Here is a 17,381-nt window from a genome sequence, read left to right as displayed (position 1 = left end):
CTTATGGAGAAGAAATCATTTCATCAGAACGAGAAAGTAATAGAGATCAAAGATCTGAACAAATCGTTTGGCAATTATCATGTGCTTAAAGGTGTTGATCTGGACCTGTTTAAAGGAGAGAACCTGGTTGTTCTTGGAAAATCGGGGACAGGAAAATCAGTGCTGATCAAAATCATTGTGGGCCTGCTTACCCCTGATACCGGAATGGTTAAGGTACTGGACCAATATGTGGACCAGATTACGTATAAAGAACTACTGGCCCTAAGGCTAAAGGTGGGTTTCTCTTTCCAGAACAGTGCTTTATATGACAGTATGACGGTAAGGGGGAACCTTGAATTCCCCTTGGTAAGAAACCAGAGAAACCTCAGTAAGGCCGAAGTAAATCATGCTGTTGAAGAGATGCTGGATGCTGTAGGCTTGTTGCAAACCATCAACCAGATGCCTTCTGAATTGTCAGGCGGACAAAGAAAAAGGATTGGTATTGCACGTACGCTTATTTTACGACCCGAAATTATGCTGTATGACGAACCTACTGCCGGACTTGACCCAATTACCTGTCTGGAGATCAACAGCCTGATCAATGAGGTCCAGGAACGTTTTCATACCAGTTCTATAGTGATCACCCATGATTTGACCTGTGCAAAAGCAGTAGGTAACAGGGTGGCTATGCTATTAGACGGACAATTTCAACGATTGGGCACCTTTGAAGAAGTATTTAACACCAGTGATGAACGGGTTAAGCCTTTTTACGACTATAATTTTATTCAGTAATATATATATATGCAAGTAACAGACAACCGTAAACAGATAACAGTAGGGGTATTTATACTCCTGGGCTTAGTCATATTCGTTTTAGGGGTTTTCACCTTAGGAAGCCAGAGAAAAGCGTTTGTAAAAAGCTTCACTGTAAATGCTGTTTTTAGCGATATACAAGGTCTCAAAGCCGGAAACAATGTATGGTTTTCAGGCGTAAAGATCGGGACGATCAAAAAGATCCAGTTCTATGGGATCTCCCAGGTCCAGGTGTTTATGAACATCGAAGAGGATGCGCACAAGTACATTCATAAAAATGCAGCGGCCAGCATCAGTTCAGATGGTTTAATCGGGAACAAGATTGTAGTGATCAGCGGCGGAAGCCCAAAATTCCCTTTTGTGGAGGATGGCGATCAACTACAGGTAGCCAGTACCCTGTCTACGGATGATATCATGAAAACATTCCAGGTAAATAATAAAAACCTGGTTGATGTAACTTCTGATTTTAAGGTGCTGGCGCAAAATCTGGTGGAAGGCAAAGGTGCTGCAGGTGCATTGCTTACCGATGAGCAGATTGCGAAGAACTTCAAAGCGATTGTGGAGAACCTGAAAACCACAACTGAATCGGCAAACAGAATGGCTGCAGAAATGAATACTTTCACAAAAACCATGAATACCAAAGGTGGTTTGGCAGATAAACTCATGACCGATACAGCTGTTTTTGCACAACTACAAACTGCAGTAAATGAACTGCAAAAAACTGCGGCATCAGCTTCTGCCATGACAGATAACCTGAATAAAGCAACGGCCAAATTTAACCAGACAGATAATGCGGTGGGCCTGCTGATCAATGACCCTAAAACAGCCGATCAGGTTAAGGGCATTGTGACCAACCTGGAAACCAGCAGCAAGAAACTGGATGAGAACTTAGAAGCACTTCAACACAATTTCCTGTTGAGGGGATTTTTTAAGAAGAAAGCTAAGGCTGAAGCAGCTGCGGCAAACCCTTAAAACTAACCGGCAAAAAAACATCTTTTCTGAAAAGCATGGGCGTTTTCTGATTTTTCCAACGGAAAAATCAAGAATATGCCAGCTTTAGAAGAAAAGATTTCTTTTTGCCCGGATAACCCGATTATTTTACTGTAAACTCCTTTTTTAATTTGATATCTTCTGAAGAATTACCGATCATGACCCTGAATTTCCCTGGTTCTACGGTCCAGTTCATATTCTTATCAAGGATAGCCAGATCATCCGGCTGCAGGGTAAATTTAACGGTTTTGGTTTCTCCTGGTGCCAGGCTTACTCTTTCAAAACCCCTAAGAACAGACTCATAGGTAGTTACACTACTCACCATATCTTTCAGGTACAATTGCACCACTTCATCACCCTTGCGTGATCCGGTATTTTTCACATCCACATTGATTTGTACACTGGCCTGACTCTGGATTTCTTGCTTGCTTAAGTTTAAATTACTAAACTCAAAAGTGGTATAACTGAGGCCATATCCAAAGGGATACAGCGCGCCCAGCACCCTGGTTTTACCATTGCCATTTGGATCGTCATTCTTACCCTGTCCTGCCTGAGAGCCAGGCTTAAAAGGGAAGTTCAATTCAATTTGTCCAACAGATTTTGGATAGGTCATGGTCAGTTTACCGCCTGGGTTATTCTCGCCAAACAAAGTTTCAGCAACCACTTTACCTGCCGATGGCCCCGGAAATCCTGCCTGAAGGATCGCTGGCAAGTAGCGGTTTTCCCAGTTGATGGTCAAAGGACGTCCATTCACCATGACCATTACTACAGGTTTTCCAGTAGCCTGCAGCGCCTGCAACAGCATTAACTGGCGTCCAGGTAAATTTAAACTGGTCCTCGATTTACTTTCACCAACCTGATCATCAGTCTCTCCTACTACGGCAATAATGACATCCGAGCTTTTTGCGGCAGCTATAGCCTGATCAATTTGCGTCTGCTCTTCAGCTGTCAAGGCTGTAGGGATGATCTCACTTTCCGGCCATCTGGAATCAATTACCTCGCAGCCCTTACTATAGTTTATTTTTGCCTTATTGCCTGCATAGGCTTTTATGCCTTCCAAAATGGAGATGATGGGATTATTGGAGGGGCCGTACCTACTGGTGGTATAGTTTACTTCTGTAGCCAGTGGCCCGGTAACCAGGATATTTTTATATTGATTAAGCTCCAGAGGCAACAGACTTTTGTCGTTTTTTAACAACACCATTGATTCCCTGTTCAGTTGTACTGCCAGTTCTTCATCTGCTTTGGTATGCACTTTTTTATCTGCAGCAGCCGGATCTTTAACATAAGGGTCATCAAACAGGCCCAGCCTGAACTTCACCCTTAACACATCGGACACCCGCTCATCGAGTATTTTCATGGATACAGCACCTTCTTTAACCAGCTCCCTAAGTGGAAGAATAAAGTCTTCAGGCTTCGTAAAATGGGTGCGTACATTTAAACCGGCCTCAATGGTCTGTTTAACGGCTTGTTTATAATTTTCTGCCACATGATGTTTACCGGAGAGGAACTCTACCGCTTCACTGTCCGACACCACATATCCGTCAAATCCATATTGCCTGCGCAGCAGCTCTGTCAGGAAGTAATAGCTACCAGTTATGGGTTCGCCATTCCAGTCGTTATAACTGCTCATGATGCCCATCGGTTTAGCCTCCTGGATCACTCTCCTGAACGGATACAAAAACATTTCGTGCAATTCCCTGGGCGCAACATGCGGGTCGGTACGTGCTTGTCCATCACGTCCTCCTTTAGGCACACTGTATACCGCATAATGTTTCAAAGTTGCTGCTGTACCCTGGTCCTGGATACCAAGGGTCATTTGTTTGCCCAGCTCTGCTATCAGGTATGGATCTTCTGCATAACACTCCACTACCCTGCCCCAGCGCTGGTCACGGGCTATATCCAGGATCGGCGCGTAAACATTCGTATATCCTAGCGCTTTTGCTTCACGACCAACAACACTTCCAGCCCGGTACACCAGGTTTTTGTTCCAGGTGCAGCCAATGTTTACAGGAGCCGGAAAGGGCGTGGCCCTGTCATGGCATAAACCATGAATACCTTCATTGCTAAAATCTACCGGGATTCCGAGTCTGGTCTCTTCAACAAACCACTTCTGTACGGTGTTAATGGCATTGGCATGTTTACTAAACGGAAAAGAATACCGGGTAACGGCTTTCTTGTTATAAGGCAAACTGTTCAGCTCCTCATCTATGTTTGCGATACCATCCTTCCAGATTTTTGTTTTCCATTCAGGCGTAGGCATTTCATCTTTTAAAACCCGTCCGTAGCCATAAAGCGTGGCTGTCTGGCAAGTTTTCTCCTCCAGGTTCATCTGTCCCAACAGATCTTTTACTCTCCTGTCAACAGACATGGAAGCATCTTCAAAAACATCCATCTTTCCATTTTTGTTAAAATCTACCCAGCCTTTATGATAGATATTCTTTTGCGCATCCGCATACGACGCCAAAAATAAAAAGGGAAGGATTAAAAACGGTTTGTAACTCATAGCTGTTTAATTACAATTCAGGGTTAAAACCCCTAAATTAATATATAAACACCTTTTCAAATTGGCTATACCCTCAGCGATTTTGGCAAATGATTGTCAATTATGTACATAATACTCTATTCTACTGGCAAAATCGTCCAGGTCAAAGGGCTTGTTGATAAACTCATCGGCTATACATTTTGATTTAACCTTGCTGAGGTAATTGTTGGCCGACATCATCATTACAGGAATACTATGCGTTTTAACGCTCCGTTTCAACCGCTCGCAAATTTCCAGTCCGTTTCCATCCGGCAGCATAATATCAAGCACCACCATATCCGGACTCCGCTTCTGCATCTGTTTCCAGAAATCATTAACAGTAGGCGATGCCACCACTTCATATTCATCCTCGGTAAGCATGAATTCAATGACATCCCTGATTGCCGCATTGTCTTCTACAACATAAATACACTTTTTCATAACCTATGATCTTTGATGTAATGGATTAACGCTACTGACAACTAGAAGTTTACAATACTTATCAACCTTTGCCAAGTTATCAACTTTACATTTTTTTAATTTTTGTAGCATACTGGTTTACTTTTACGTTTAGCCTACATAGACAAGATCAAACCACTGACATGAAGACATTTAATTTTTACTTCCTGGCTTTTACCTTACTTGCTTTTACAGCCTGTAAAAAACAATCACAAACCAGCAGTTTCGAAAAGCAGCTATTGGGAAAATGGCAGTATACCGGGCAGGGCGGTGGTATTTCGGGAAAGTATTATCCTGCTGATCCTGCAGTAAAAACCGTTCTTGAATTCAGGAACAACCAGACATTTGTAAGAACGGAAAATGACCAGCCTGTTGATCAGGGCCCTTATGAATTGACCAGCGCTAAAAGTATATATACCGGAAAAGAGGATCATGCGATCAGATTTGATGTAACAGGTGTTTCCCCGAATAGAGTTTGCATCATTAGCATAAGAAAGGATACACTTAACATCGCAGACAATGCTTACGACGGCTTTACCAGCAGCTATATCAGGATCAAATAAACTTAATCCTGAAATAAAGGGATTTTTAAGGTAAAGCAGGTTTGATAATTTTCAGATACTACATCCAGCGTGCCGCCATGCGCTTTCGCAATTTCTGATGAAATGAAAAGCCCAAGCCCAAGCCCGTCATGCCCTGGTCTGACTTCGCCACGGGAAAACGGCTGAAAAAGGCGTCCCATAGCTGCAGCTGAAATCTCTTCTCCAAAGTTGGACACACAAAGTATAAAAGTGTCATGATCAGTAATGGCACTAATTTTAACAGGCTGCTCCGGATCACCATGGCTCAAAGCATTTCCTAACAGGTTAGAAAATAACTGGGCTATCCTTAACCCGTCACAACTGACAGCTGAGCTTAACCTGAAATCCGTTTCAACAACCCTGTCAGGATAACTGAGTTGAAGCTCAGTGATGACATTAAAAAGCATTGTTCCCAATGAACGTTCCTGTTTTAAATTGACCCGGATTCCTTCTCCAAGCCTACCCCTGGCAAAATCAAGAATATTCTCGATCAGTCCTTTTATCCGCAGAGAAGAATCTTGTATAATACCTGCCAGCCTCCTCATCCGGTCATCCAGCGGCATCCTAAGCAGTAACTGTGCGGCATTAGATACTGCCCCAACAGGATTACGCAGGTCATGGCCAAGTATGGCAATAAATTGTTCCCTGAGTTCCGCAGTTTTCCGCTCCTCAGCCAAGCTGGATTCTGTTTCGTTGACCTTTTCCTGGATTTCCAGCTGTGCAGCGATCAGTTCAGCGAAGTTTTTAAACATACCGATGATCTGCTCATTCCGGAGTTTTCTGGGTAGCGGATCGATGGCGCATAAAGTCCCAAAAAAAGTACCGTCCTTCAGCAGGATTGGAATAGAAATGTAACTCTGAAATCCATACATTTTAGGCGTATGGTGATCTGCGAAAGCGGCATCAGCAGCCACGTGATCAATCACCACTTCCTGGTGATGCGAACGGATCTCATTGCAAATGGTAGTTTCAAGTATCAATTCACCGCCAGGTTTTAATCCAAAACTGATCTCATCTTTTACCGCACAGACTATCCACTGGGTTTCAGTTACCCTTGCCACTGCGGCAAAGCCCATTCCAGTGGTACGGCAAATGATTTCCAATATAGAATCTACCGCAGCTATACGGGAGATTGATTTAAGATCGTCAAGGATATTAACAGTTTCCATGATCAGTTTAGCGACTTATAAAGAACGTAATAATTTATCACATTTTTATGTACAATCAGCGCGCTACATCAAAAAGCCGGAGAATTTACCGCCGTCACTCTGTCTCCCTTAACTGGCGAGTAATCGGTTTTAACAGCACCATTTACTTTCAGCTGGTCAAAATAACATTTTACACCAGTGGCTTTGTTAAAATCTTCTGCATCCTGGATGTGAAAATGCAAATGGGGCTCAGAAGAATTACCTGAATTGCCACAAAGGCCTAACAGCTGGCCGCGTTTTACCTGATCGCCCTGCTTTACTTTAAGAGAATGCTGTTTGAAATGGGCAAAGAGGATATACTCTTTATTTTTAGTTTTGAGGAGTACCGAGTTACCTACAACATACATCGGATTTACAGCTCCGGGTACATTGTCTTTAACACCATCTACAGCAAGCACTACTTCTGCATCACAGGGAGCAAGCAGGGGCTGCCCAAAGGCGTAATAATCTTCATTTGTTTTTCCGGTGGTTTTGAAACTTTTACCAGCTGCATCATGGATCACGATATCAAAGGCATTCTTTTGAAATTTAGAAACAACATGGTAATTGGATTCCTTAGTATCACCACCCCAAAACACGCTCCACGCTCCATTAAAAGGCAAACGCATAGCAGTGATGTTTCTCTTTAATAAAGACTGCGTGGCCTCTTCGTAAGGTTTTGCATATAAACCTGTGATCTCCTTATCCTTATTCACGGCGATACTAAGCGTTAGCAATCCATTCTGGAAAGCTGATTTATAGATGCCAAAACCATTTTGATAATCCTGGAAGCTCATTTCGGTAAGGTTCCCGTACTTACTTTTCAGCTGGTTTAAAAAACCCCTGGTTTTATCTAAAGGCAGTGCAACTTTGGTACTGGCCGAAAACATCGAGAAGATACTGTCAAACTGGTTGTTGTTGTAATACTTTTTGAATACGCTGACTGCATATTTACTTTCCGGACTTTCCGTCTGCCCATAAGCAATACACAACCCTAAAGAAAGTAAAATTGTCAGAAATGATTTTTTCATGTTTAGCATTTAAGGTATAAGTTGCACTAAGTTAGAAAAACTTACAGTTTGAAAAGGTGAGGTACAATAATACCTCTCCTCCTCCTGCTTTGAGCATAAAATTACCTTCTCTGAAAGGGTATAGCGTCTCCGCGTTCCTTCAGCGCGGTTATGCAGCCCTTGACCTATATTGAGCATAAAATTACCTTCTCTGAAAGGGCATAGCGTCTCCGCGTTCCTTCAGCGCGGTTATACAGCCCTTGAAGAGAATGGTTATTTTAATTTCTTGTACCTCAGCAAAGCCTCTAAAAAGTAGTAGTCCGCATAAATCAACGGTACATCGATTTCAGAATTATGTGGTAAACTGCCCACCGAATGTTTTAAGATAAAGCCAGAATTTGTACCTGATTTAGCCAGGTATTTATCACCTGATAATGATATCAACATTTGCTCTGCAGCTTTATAATATTTCTGTCCATCCTTCGCAAAAGTACTCAACTCCAGTAAACCTGAAGCCGTCAATGATCCCGCAGAAGCATCACGGGGAATGTAAGAAAGCTTATTGGCCTTATAATCGAAATCAGGGTTATATCCTTTCTGTTCCGCGTTAAAGTCCCAGTACGGAATTTTATCCTTTGGTAAATTTGGATGATTGATGAAAAAATCTGCTGCTTTTTGAGCAGCCTCCAAAAAGCGTTTGTCTTTCGTTTCCCTGTACATCATGGTGAAACCATAAATGGCCCATCCCTGCCCTCTTGACCAGGTCGAATTATCAGCATAACCCTGATTGGTTTGCTGATGCAAAACCTTACCATCGGCAGCATAATCTACTACGTGATAGGTACTGAAATCTGGCCTGAAATGATTTTTCATGGTATGCAAAGCATGGCTGATGGCCACTTCCCTATACTTCGGGTTACCAGTTAGCTTAGATACATAACAAAGCATCTCCAGGTTCATCATATTGTCAATGATCACCGGGTATTGCCAGGTAGTCTTGTTGTCCCAGGATTTTTTAGCGTTCCAGGACTTGATCAGGCCTACTTTCGGATCAAAGCGGGTTAAGGCAGACTCGGCCGACTGGATCAGTATTTTATGGTATTTTTCTAATTTAACAGGGTCTTTTTCAAATCTGATGGCATTGCCATAAGAACAATACATCACAAAGCCTACATCATGATGCTGAGTTAAAAATTGTGCCTGTTCCAGGGCTTCAGTCCATTTTGTAGCCGCAGCTTTCCATTCCGGCTGCTGTGTATACTCGTAAATATACCATAAGCCTCCGGCAAAAAAGCCCTGTGTCCAATCCCAGACATCTGTTGTTCTTACCGAGCCATCTTTATTACTGGTACGGGGAAAAGCGGTGAGGTCGGTGGAGGTTTTAAGCAACTGCGCATATTGCTTTTCCGAAACAGCAAAGTCCTTACTTATCAGCTCTGTTTTAGGCGAAAGCCAAAAAAATGCGGAAGCAGATACCGAGACCGCAAGTGCCGAAGCCAGCAAAAGACTGCGTCTTTTAACATTTAAATTGGTTAGTTTCATTTGTATTGTTGTAATAGAATAAATACTTTAACTGTAAATTAAGGCTTGGTGATTGCTATTGGCAATTGACGCACAACGTCCGAAGTACCATTAACGGTGTTGTTTGAAGCCACGAATGTTACTTTATACTTGCCCTCGGTATAGCCTGTTGCGTCAGCGTAACTCTTCATCAACTTATTTACATCTTTAATAGGTAAACCGGCATCCGGAGAAACTTTACGCAAATCTATGGGTCCCAAAATGGCCCATGCTTCAGCTCCTGCCGTAGCAGCACCTGCGCTTGTTGCACCAGTTATGACCAGGGTACCTGCAGCACCTATACCGGAACTGTAAACCCATCTATATCTGTTTTTATTTAAGCCTTCATCAAAAGTACTTAACCAGCCTAAACCAGGTGTATTTACACCGTAATTTGTGATACTTTGATTTGGAGCAGCAAAATTGGCCTGGGTATAAACTGTATTATCCGGTAAAACGTTGTTTAAGGAAAGTGCACTGATTGTCCATTTGTTTTGAGTGGCACCAGCAGTTGCAAGGTATTTAAATGCGATAAACACAGGTACTCCTTTATCAAAATCAGAAAGATCAATTACACCTGAGCTTACTGCAGCTGTAGCACCTGTAGACCAGGTAGCGCGGGTGCTGATGTTTGTCCAGTTGGCCACGGCAATATTACTCATCGTTGCAGCGGTGTCTTGTGTAACCACCCCTTGAACCGTCTTTGATTTTGCAACAACACCTTTAAAATCTGAAGACACGAGCAACTGCAAAGAATTTGCTTGTGCACCAGTGGCCCTTATTGTACTAAATGTAAGTTGAGGAATACCTTTAGCGGTAATACGATCTTTAAATTCGTAGCGCTGCCCAACAATCCCAGAATAAAAAGTAACCACTTCAGCGTTTCCATTAAATTGATAAACAATAGTATCCTTTTCTGTGAAAGTATCACTGGCCTGTCCATCTATTTTTGTGCTGGACACATCAAATGTCACCTGTTTTTCCTCAAGTGTTTTATCGCAGGCCGCGAACAACAATACGCCGGCCAACATGCTTATATTTAAAAATTTCATAATTTTCTATTTTAAAATGATTACCAACCTGGATTTTGAACTGCCGCTTTGTTTACTGTAGTTTCTGCAGAAGGAATTGGAAACAGTACATGTTTCGGCTGTACGTTAGATCCTCCAAGTCCTCCGTAAGAAAACGATGCACCATTTTCCCTGATTTCAGTACCAACAGCATTCATTGTACTCACAAATTTTCCCCAGCGAATTAAATCCGGCCTTCTTAAAGATTCAAAACAAAGTTCCATCGAACGTTCATTTTCAATCGCCAGCTGAAAACTAATTGGCGTTAAACCACTTAAATCAACTACAGAGGTTGCTCTTGTGGCGGTGGCAGTAGCTCTTACACCTGCGTAAGTAAATACAGCGCCGGTTACACTTGCTGATGAGGCACCTGTAGCATTCGTCGGACCTGTTGCGGTAGAGATCCCTGCAGTGGTTACCGTATATAGATTATTTCCATTAAAAACCTGCGTATTTACAGCATAATTTACTCCTGTAGCCCATCCTGTACCTATTGTTATGGTAGGCAGCGAGGTGTAACCATTACCCGGATTAAGCACCGCAACTGCAGTTACTTTGCCGGATGTGTTATGAACCGTAGCCTGAGCCGTAGCACCTGTACCGCCACCTCCGGTTATGGTCACCGGAATGTTATTTAAACTACCGATGTAGCCTGTATTACCTGCAGAGGCCAGGTTAATGGTATTGACTACAGAAACACTGGCTCCAACCGTAGTTGGACTGAAACCATATGCCCTTCTTCTTACCTGATTAATGGCATCATAGGCCAGCGTTGTAGGTCCGTTTATATGATTTTCTGCTTCTGCAAACATCAATAACACATCAGCATATCTTAACAATGGGTAATTAATCGGTGTTGTATTCTGGTTTTTATTGTCAAGTACATAAGCCTCTCTTCTAAATTTACCTGCATCGCGGTTATAAATTTGTGCAGGCGTATAATAATTGTAGTAATACCGGTCTGTATAACTCGTGTTATAACCAAACGGTGCCAGATTCCAGTCACGTCTCAAATCTCCCGGTTGAAAAAGGTTGAACAAACGTGCTGTAGTATGTAAAAATCCGTAAGAATAACCAATTTTATTTCCTATAGCGGTTGTCGCCTGCATTTGGATACCACCAGTATTTCCCAATCTTCCTGTCGATCCTAATCCGTCAGCTCCATTTCCTTTAAATTCAACTTCCCACATACTTTCTTTAATGTCGTACGCATCGTTATGCATGTTTATAAACAATTGCTTATAACTTGAATTTAAACTATGGTCACCAGATTCCATGACTTTTAAAGCCCAGGCTCTTGCATCCTTGTATTTCGTTTCATCTTTTAAAGGTTCACCCGCCATCGTTAAACATACCCTGGCCAGGATACCCTGAACAACCGTTTTAGATACACGTCCACTAAACCCCAGATCAGTAATTTTAGAGGTCAAGCCTTCGGCCTTTTCCATGTCACTTAATATTTGTGCATAAACCGCTCTTACGGGAGTTCTCGATATCTGCACATCTTCTGCAGCTGGTGATTTAGTAGCTTCTATTTTAAGTGGCACATCGCCAAAATTGCTGGCAAGCAGGAAATAATAATAACCACGAATAAAGAGGGCTTCTCCCAAAATAGGTTTACGCTTTTCCTCGTCCATTTGCGCTACATTGATATTGGCGATGAGCAAATTTGCTCTTTCAATGCCAACATAACACTGTTGCCAGAGATTGGCTATTGTGTTATCAGCATAGTCAAAATTATAAACCATTACGCCGATTGTTTGCGCACTTCTTTGATAAAAAGCCTCATCGGAGATATTATAAGTACAGTTTAAAAAATCACCGTACATGGAGCCAAGCGAAAGAGGATAGTATACACCCGCCAATGCATTGATCAGCTTAGCTTCAGAATCATAATAATCTTTTTGTACCAGACTATCTGTGGGTACGGTATCTAAAAACTTTTTGCAGGAACCAAGACCCAGACTTAATATGATGATAGAAAATAATAACTTTTTCATTTGATTTTGTTTTTTCTGTGAATGTTTTGATTTCATTTAACACAAAACTTAAAAAGTAATGTTTGCACCAAAAGCCAATGATCTGGCTCTTGGATAACCACTATAATCAAAGCCCCCGGTAAGTACCGAATTATAAGTACTTACTTCCGGATCAAGACCAGAATATTTTGTCCATGTATATAGATTTTGAGCCGACAGGAAAACGCGTGCCGCACTGATCTTAACTTTACTTAAAATGGATTTAGGCACATTGTAACCTAAGGATACCGTTTTCAGGCGAATAAATGAACCGTCCTCTAATGTTCTTGAAGAATAACCGGCTATAGAAAAACCACCAGGGCGGAAATTAGATGAGCCCTGGTTTTCGGGCGACCAGCGATCTGTGTAACTATCAAACTGCTGTAAGAATCTCGTGGCTCTGCCACCTTCAAACACCAGACGGTTATTATTCTGGATATCATTACCATACGACCATTGGAAGAAAACATTCAGGTCAAAGTTTTTATAGGTGAAATTATTTGAAAACCCGCCTGTATGTATGGGCAAACTTTTACCTATAACCGTCTGATCTGCGGAGCTTATAGTTCCGTCGCCATTGATATCCTTGTATTTAATGTCTCCAGGCTGAACAACGTTCCGGTTTGAACCGTTTGAAGGTACATTATCTTTTAAAAGATACTCACCGGTTGAGGTTTGTGTAAAATCACTATATTGGTAATTTCCTTCCCAGATAAAGCCGTACATTAAACCCAATGGCTCGCCAATTTTAGCGATGTAGGAAGCTATATTAGTATAACCGTTATCCCAATTAGTTGATGAAGGCAAAGTCAATTGGTCTTCGGTCAGCTCTAATACCTTATTTCTATTAAAGGAAATGTTAAAGCTGCTGCTCCACTGGAAATTTTTGTTACTGATATTAATTGTATTTAAACTGAACTCTAAACCTCTGTTGGATACTGCGCCAACATTTTTAAACGCAGAGACATAGCCGGAAGAGGTTGGCAGGGTAGCCTTCAAAAGCAGGTCTTTTGTATTCTTTTGATATACATCAGCTGTTAATGAAATTCTATTCTTCAAAAAGGCGATATCCAGCCCTGCATCATATTGATCTGTGGTTTCCCATTTTACTTTTGGATTTCCAAGATCCCTGGGAAGAATACTGGTTACATAAATATTGTTCCAGGGATAGGAACTTCCGGGCGCCACGTCTGTTGTAGACAGATAAGCAAAATCGCTTACCCTGTTGTTACCGGTTTTACCATAACTGGCCCTTAGCTTACCGTCAGATAATATTTTGCTGTCTTTAAAAAAGTCTTCTTTAATAAAGCGCCATGAAGCACCTAAAGATGGGAAATAACTCCACTTATTATCGGGAGCAAATTTAGAAGAGCCATCAGCACGATAGGATGCTTCCAGGTAATATGTTGATTTATAGTTATATTTTACCCTACCAAAAAAAGAAGCCAGATTCCATAAAGAACTACCTGCTGTGGTAACTGGTCTTACGGTACCTTCTTCCAAACCACTAAGACCAAGCTTTTCATTAGGGATCAAAGTTGCTCCAAAACCAAAGGAGTTACTTGTATTTCCCTGAGCTGAAAATCCACCTAGAATATTGAGGTTATGTTGTTTTTTAATGGTCTTTGTCCAGGTCAGCGTATTTTCGTTTGACCAGTTGTTATCATTTGCCTGTGTTATTGAACCATTTACTCCACTAGTTCTACCTGGCGAAGTAACAGGGCTACCGAGATAAGTTTTGGAATTGTTAAATGCCTCATTAATTACCCTGGCACTGTTCATACCTCCCGTTATCTTCAGTTTTAAGTCTTTAGTAATCGCATAGTCAAGATATCCGTTCAGGCTTAAGTTATAAGTCTTATTATTCCTTAACATATTTGCCTGGTTCATGATGGGATTATATTTATAATCGGTTCCACTGCCCGTTGTTTCGTCTACACCTTCGTCTACGGTATAATCGGAAACAGGTGAATAACCCCAGACACTATACAAAATCAGGGTACTCCCACTTCCACCAGTACCCTGAGATGCCGAATTCCCACCGCGAAGCAAATAGCTATAGCTACCATTTAATCCAACTTTAAGCCTACTGGTCAATGTTTGATCCAATGAAATTCTACCCTGATATCTTTTATAAGTTGTATTAATGATCGTTCCTTTCTGGTCATTAATATTTCCTGAAACAGAATACACGGTTTTACCTGTTCCTCCTCTTAAGGCCAAAGAATAATCCTGTCTTAAACCCGTTTGGAAAAAAGGTTTTTGCCAGTCTGTAGCAGTAAGATTTCTATAGTCTTCCAGTGTTCTGTTAGGTCTTGTTAACAAAGTATAAATCGGAGTTGGATCAGATGGAGAGCCCAAGGCTCCCGGAACCAGTTCCAATTGCAGTTTTGCAAATTCGTACGGGCTCATCAATTTCATGGTTTTGATGTTGTTATCCATACTCACGGTCGGGCTAAATGTAAATACCGGTTCGCCAATCTTTCCCTTTTTGGTAGTAATCATAATTACCCCATTTGCTCCCCGTGCACCATAAATTGCTGTAGCAGATGCGTCTTTAAGCACATCTATAGATTCTATATCTTTAGGGTCGAATACATTCAGGTTAAATCCTTCTATTGGAAAACCATCCACAACATAAAGTGGGCTGTTACTTTGCGTAATAGAATTCGCGCCCCTAATGACTATATTTACAGCAGAACCGGGTTGACCGTCTGAAGAGTTAACCTGAACACCCGCTACACGACCAGCAAGTGCTTCGTCGATGGAACGAACTGGTGCTTTCACCATATCATTCATATCAACCTGGCCAATTGAACTTACCAGATCTCCTTTCTTGCTGGTACCGTATCCAATTACCACCACATCGTTGAGGGATTTACTGTCTTCCGTGAGTACCACATTAAGCACTCCCTTATCCCCAACATTAACCTCCCTTTTCAGGTAACCGATATAGGTAAATATAAGGGCGCTGGAACCGGCAGATGGAACCTGAATAGCATAACGACCATTCTTGTCTGTGGTGGCGCCAGTTTTGGTACCCTTAACCAATACACTTACGCCTACTAAAGGTGTGTTTGGCCCCTGCTCTGAAACAACGCCTACAACCTGCCTTGTTTGCTGGCCAAAAATTAAGGCCGAACAGAGCATACAGATAATTAAAAGGTAAATTTTTCTCATACTTAAAAAGTTTAAATTTGGTTTTTCGTAAAACATACGAGATCATCATTAGCAAATCTACATACGAACAATCCATTGAAAGCGGTATTTACAAGTCTATTTAAGGGGGGAAACTGATCAATCCCCCATTATTTGCAACTTTATTTTGTCTAAAAAAAGGCCTGGTTGCCACTTACGCGCATTGATATCAAAGTCTTTTAAACAGAGGGAATAGGTCCCTGCCCGAGGTAGCACAACCATGCCGATGTCACTTTCTATTTCTTTATAGAAAAATAAAGCAGGATTAATTTTCTCTTTATCTCTATCCAATTTTACTGGTATAGTTTGCCCCGCTACTTCTAAAGCCCCCTGCTGATCGGCTCCTTTCCATTCTGGTCTTGCATGACCACCTTTCTCATTGGATATTATAGACACTTTATACCTACCCGGAGTATGTACCTTAAATGTCCAGGTAGAAAATTTTTGTGCAGCATCATAATGACTCTCAATGCGGTAAAGCGCTATACTTTTGTCTATACCCTGCGTCAGCAACTTACTTATCGATATTTTCTCCGTTTGGAAGATTACTACAATAGTTGTAGCCAGCTGTGTTTTTGAAACGCCCCTCAGATTAATATTTAAAAAATTGCCATCATAGTCAAAAGGCAGTGCTTTAATATTCCCCATCAGATATATCTTTTTGGGTTTGGTGAGCAACCCATGAATTCGTAGCTGGTTATTTTCAGGCCATTGTGTGACATTAAGATAGAGCTTGCCAGGCTTTTGTGTAATATAGCCCCAGGTTTCATCCCAGGTAAAAGGCGAACCAGTAGTATTGTATACAGCTTCCCCATATTTTTTAAGCCAGTCCCCTACCTGCAAAATACGGTCTGTGGCTTCTTGTGGCATCAATCCATTAGGCTCAGGTCCCATGTTCAGCATATAGTTCCCGTTACGGCTTGCACAAGCTAACAAAGAACTTAATATCATCTTAGGTGTTCTCCAATGCGTATCATCCTTTCTATAGCCCCATGAGCCGTTAGTAGTACCAACCATCTCCCAGGGCATAGACAAGTCATCACCCGTAAAGAAATTGTCGTCCGGTGTATAAAAATCAAATAACATATCTCTATGTGCTTTCTTTTCATTCACTTCTGCACCAATACGGGAACTGATGAGTATCGCAGGTTGCAATTCTTTACATATCTTAACAAAATTCCGCACTTCATCATTATTTAAGCCCGTTCCCATATCAAACCAAAGTATATCTATTTTCCCATAATTGGTTAAAAGCTCTCTAAGCTGCGGGTAGGCTTTCTCTTTTAAATAAAGATCCTTATTCATCTGCGCTGGCTTAAAGTCTTTCAGATTCATCCATGAATGCTTACCACCATTCAATATTGCATTTTGGGGGTGTTCCCAATCAATGTTCTGAGAGTAATAAAGTCCGAATTTTAGACCTTGTTTATGGCAAGCCTCTTTTAAAGCTTTCACGATATCTATTTTATAGGGTGTACTCATGATATCATATTCAGAAGCTTTTGAATCAAAAAGTGCAAATCCATCATGATGCTTAGCCGTTAATACTACATATTTCATTCCTGCTGCCTTAGCCAGCCTGGCCCAATCGTCTGCATTAAACCTTACCGGGTTAAACTCAGGCACCAGCTTTTTATATTCAGCAAGTGGAATTTGGAGCGTATTTTGGATCCATTCAGGAATAGACGGTGTTCTTTGTCCATTGTAGTATCCCGACAAAATAGCATATAAACCCCAATGGATAAACATACCATACTTCGAATCCTTCCACCATTTCATGCGTTGGGTATATTCTTCTTCTGTTTCTACCGGTAGCTTTATTGTTGATGTTGTATTGCCATAAAAAAAAGCGTCTACATTAGAACGATTCCCCGTAGGAGCTAAAGTATTCTCAGTAGTTCCATTCAGCTCTTGTGCAAGGCAGCTGCAGCTTATTATTGTAAAAACAAATGCACCAATCAGGGTCTTAAATATTGTATTCATCATTAAATT

The 17,381-nt window shown here is 41.5% G+C and carries 12 protein-coding genes; 3 read left to right on the top strand and 9 right to left on the bottom strand.

What is annotated here, in order from left to right; genetic code table 11:
- The first annotated feature begins 3 nt into the window (after nt 1-3).
- Entirely contained in the window at nt 4-771 is a 768-nt protein-coding gene (locus R2Q85_RS17670) for an ABC transporter ATP-binding protein (RefSeq protein ID WP_316813119.1), read from the top strand.
- Between the two features lie 9 nt (nt 772-780).
- Nucleotides 781-1,764, top strand: coding sequence for an MlaD family protein (locus R2Q85_RS17665; RefSeq protein WP_316813118.1), 984 nt, complete (start codon nt 781-783; stop codon nt 1,762-1,764).
- Between the two features lie 121 nt (nt 1,765-1,885).
- Here R2Q85_RS17665 and R2Q85_RS17660 read toward each other — a convergent pair whose 3' ends face one another.
- Both R2Q85_RS17660 and R2Q85_RS17655 read right to left on the bottom strand, forming a co-directional pair.
- Nucleotides 1,886-4,288 (bottom strand): glycoside hydrolase family 3 N-terminal domain-containing protein, encoded by a 2,403-nt coding sequence (locus R2Q85_RS17660; RefSeq protein ID WP_316813117.1) that lies wholly within the window; start codon nt 4,286-4,288, stop codon nt 1,886-1,888.
- Nucleotides 4,289-4,384: 96 nt separating this feature from the next.
- The gene (locus R2Q85_RS17655; protein ID WP_316813116.1) at nt 4,385-4,747 is read right to left on the bottom strand and encodes a response regulator; all 363 of its coding nucleotides are present in this window, start codon (nt 4,745-4,747) and stop codon (nt 4,385-4,387) included.
- A gap of 161 nt (nt 4,748-4,908) precedes the next feature.
- On the opposite strand from R2Q85_RS17655, the gene R2Q85_RS17650 reads away from it, so the two are divergent.
- A complete protein-coding gene (locus R2Q85_RS17650) occupies nt 4,909-5,328 on the top strand; it encodes a hypothetical protein (RefSeq protein ID WP_316813115.1) in 420 nt (139 codons plus the stop codon).
- Nucleotides 5,329-5,330: 2 nt separating this feature from the next.
- On the opposite strand, the gene R2Q85_RS17645 is transcribed toward R2Q85_RS17650, so the two are convergent.
- From R2Q85_RS17645 to R2Q85_RS17615, 7 genes are all read right to left on the bottom strand, one after another.
- Nucleotides 5,331-6,515 (bottom strand): GAF domain-containing sensor histidine kinase, encoded by a 1,185-nt coding sequence (locus R2Q85_RS17645; RefSeq protein WP_316813114.1) that lies wholly within the window; start codon nt 6,513-6,515, stop codon nt 5,331-5,333.
- A 68-nt stretch (nt 6,516-6,583) separates the two neighbouring features.
- A complete protein-coding gene (locus tag R2Q85_RS17640) occupies nt 6,584-7,564 on the bottom strand; it encodes a peptidoglycan DD-metalloendopeptidase family protein (RefSeq protein WP_316813113.1) in 981 nt (326 codons plus the stop codon).
- 252 nt (nt 7,565-7,816) lie between these two features.
- Nucleotides 7,817-9,085: a glycoside hydrolase family 88 protein gene (locus tag R2Q85_RS17635; protein WP_316813112.1), complete on the bottom strand. Its 1,269-nt coding sequence runs from the start codon at nt 9,083-9,085 to the stop codon at nt 7,817-7,819.
- A 38-nt stretch (nt 9,086-9,123) separates the two neighbouring features.
- Nucleotides 9,124-10,155 (bottom strand): DUF5017 domain-containing protein, encoded by a 1,032-nt coding sequence (locus R2Q85_RS17630; protein WP_316813111.1) that lies wholly within the window; start codon nt 10,153-10,155, stop codon nt 9,124-9,126.
- 20 nt (nt 10,156-10,175) lie between these two features.
- On the bottom strand, nt 10,176-12,173 hold the full coding sequence (locus tag R2Q85_RS17625; RefSeq protein ID WP_316813110.1) for a RagB/SusD family nutrient uptake outer membrane protein: 1,998 nt from the start codon (nt 12,171-12,173) through the stop codon (nt 10,176-10,178).
- Nucleotides 12,174-12,221: 48 nt separating this feature from the next.
- Entirely contained in the window at nt 12,222-15,371 is a 3,150-nt protein-coding gene (locus R2Q85_RS17620) for a TonB-dependent receptor (protein WP_316813109.1), read from the bottom strand.
- 117 nt (nt 15,372-15,488) lie between these two features.
- On the bottom strand, nt 15,489-17,375 hold the full coding sequence (locus R2Q85_RS17615) for an alpha-L-fucosidase (protein ID WP_316813108.1): 1,887 nt from the start codon (nt 17,373-17,375) through the stop codon (nt 15,489-15,491).
- Nucleotides 17,376-17,381 lie beyond the last annotated feature (6 nt).

The sequence above is a fragment of the Pedobacter heparinus genome (genome assembly GCF_032678725.1).
Classification (GTDB): Bacteria; Bacteroidota; Bacteroidia; order Sphingobacteriales; family Sphingobacteriaceae; genus Pedobacter; species Pedobacter heparinus_A.
Note: the sequence above shows the minus strand (reverse complement) of the source record. Positions and strands in the feature narration are given on the sequence as shown.

Bases quoted from the DNA above. Each gene is read 5' to 3' on its own strand.
- R2Q85_RS17670 (WP_316813119.1), top strand. From the start codon at position 4: ATGGAGAAGAAATCATTTCATCAGAACGAGAAAGTAATAGAGATCAAA.
- R2Q85_RS17665 (WP_316813118.1), top strand. From the start codon at position 781: ATGCAAGTAACAGACAACCGTAAACAGATAACAGTAGGGGTATTTATA.
- R2Q85_RS17660 (WP_316813117.1), bottom strand. From the start codon at position 4,288: ATGAGTTACAAACCGTTTTTAATCCTTCCCTTTTTATTTTTGGCGTCG.
- R2Q85_RS17655 (WP_316813116.1), bottom strand. From the start codon at position 4,747: ATGAAAAAGTGTATTTATGTTGTAGAAGACAATGCGGCAATCAGGGAT.
- R2Q85_RS17650 (WP_316813115.1), top strand. From the start codon at position 4,909: ATGAAGACATTTAATTTTTACTTCCTGGCTTTTACCTTACTTGCTTTT.
- R2Q85_RS17645 (WP_316813114.1), bottom strand. From the start codon at position 6,515: ATGGAAACTGTTAATATCCTTGACGATCTTAAATCAATCTCCCGTATA.
- R2Q85_RS17640 (WP_316813113.1), bottom strand. From the start codon at position 7,564: ATGAAAAAATCATTTCTGACAATTTTACTTTCTTTAGGGTTGTGTATT.
- R2Q85_RS17635 (WP_316813112.1), bottom strand. From the start codon at position 9,085: ATGAAACTAACCAATTTAAATGTTAAAAGACGCAGTCTTTTGCTGGCT.
- R2Q85_RS17630 (WP_316813111.1), bottom strand. From the start codon at position 10,155: ATGAAATTTTTAAATATAAGCATGTTGGCCGGCGTATTGTTGTTCGCG.
- R2Q85_RS17625 (WP_316813110.1), bottom strand. From the start codon at position 12,173: ATGAAAAAGTTATTATTTTCTATCATCATATTAAGTCTGGGTCTTGGT.
- R2Q85_RS17620 (WP_316813109.1), bottom strand. From the start codon at position 15,371: ATGAGAAAAATTTACCTTTTAATTATCTGTATGCTCTGTTCGGCCTTA.
- R2Q85_RS17615 (WP_316813108.1), bottom strand. From the start codon at position 17,375: ATGATGAATACAATATTTAAGACCCTGATTGGTGCATTTGTTTTTACA.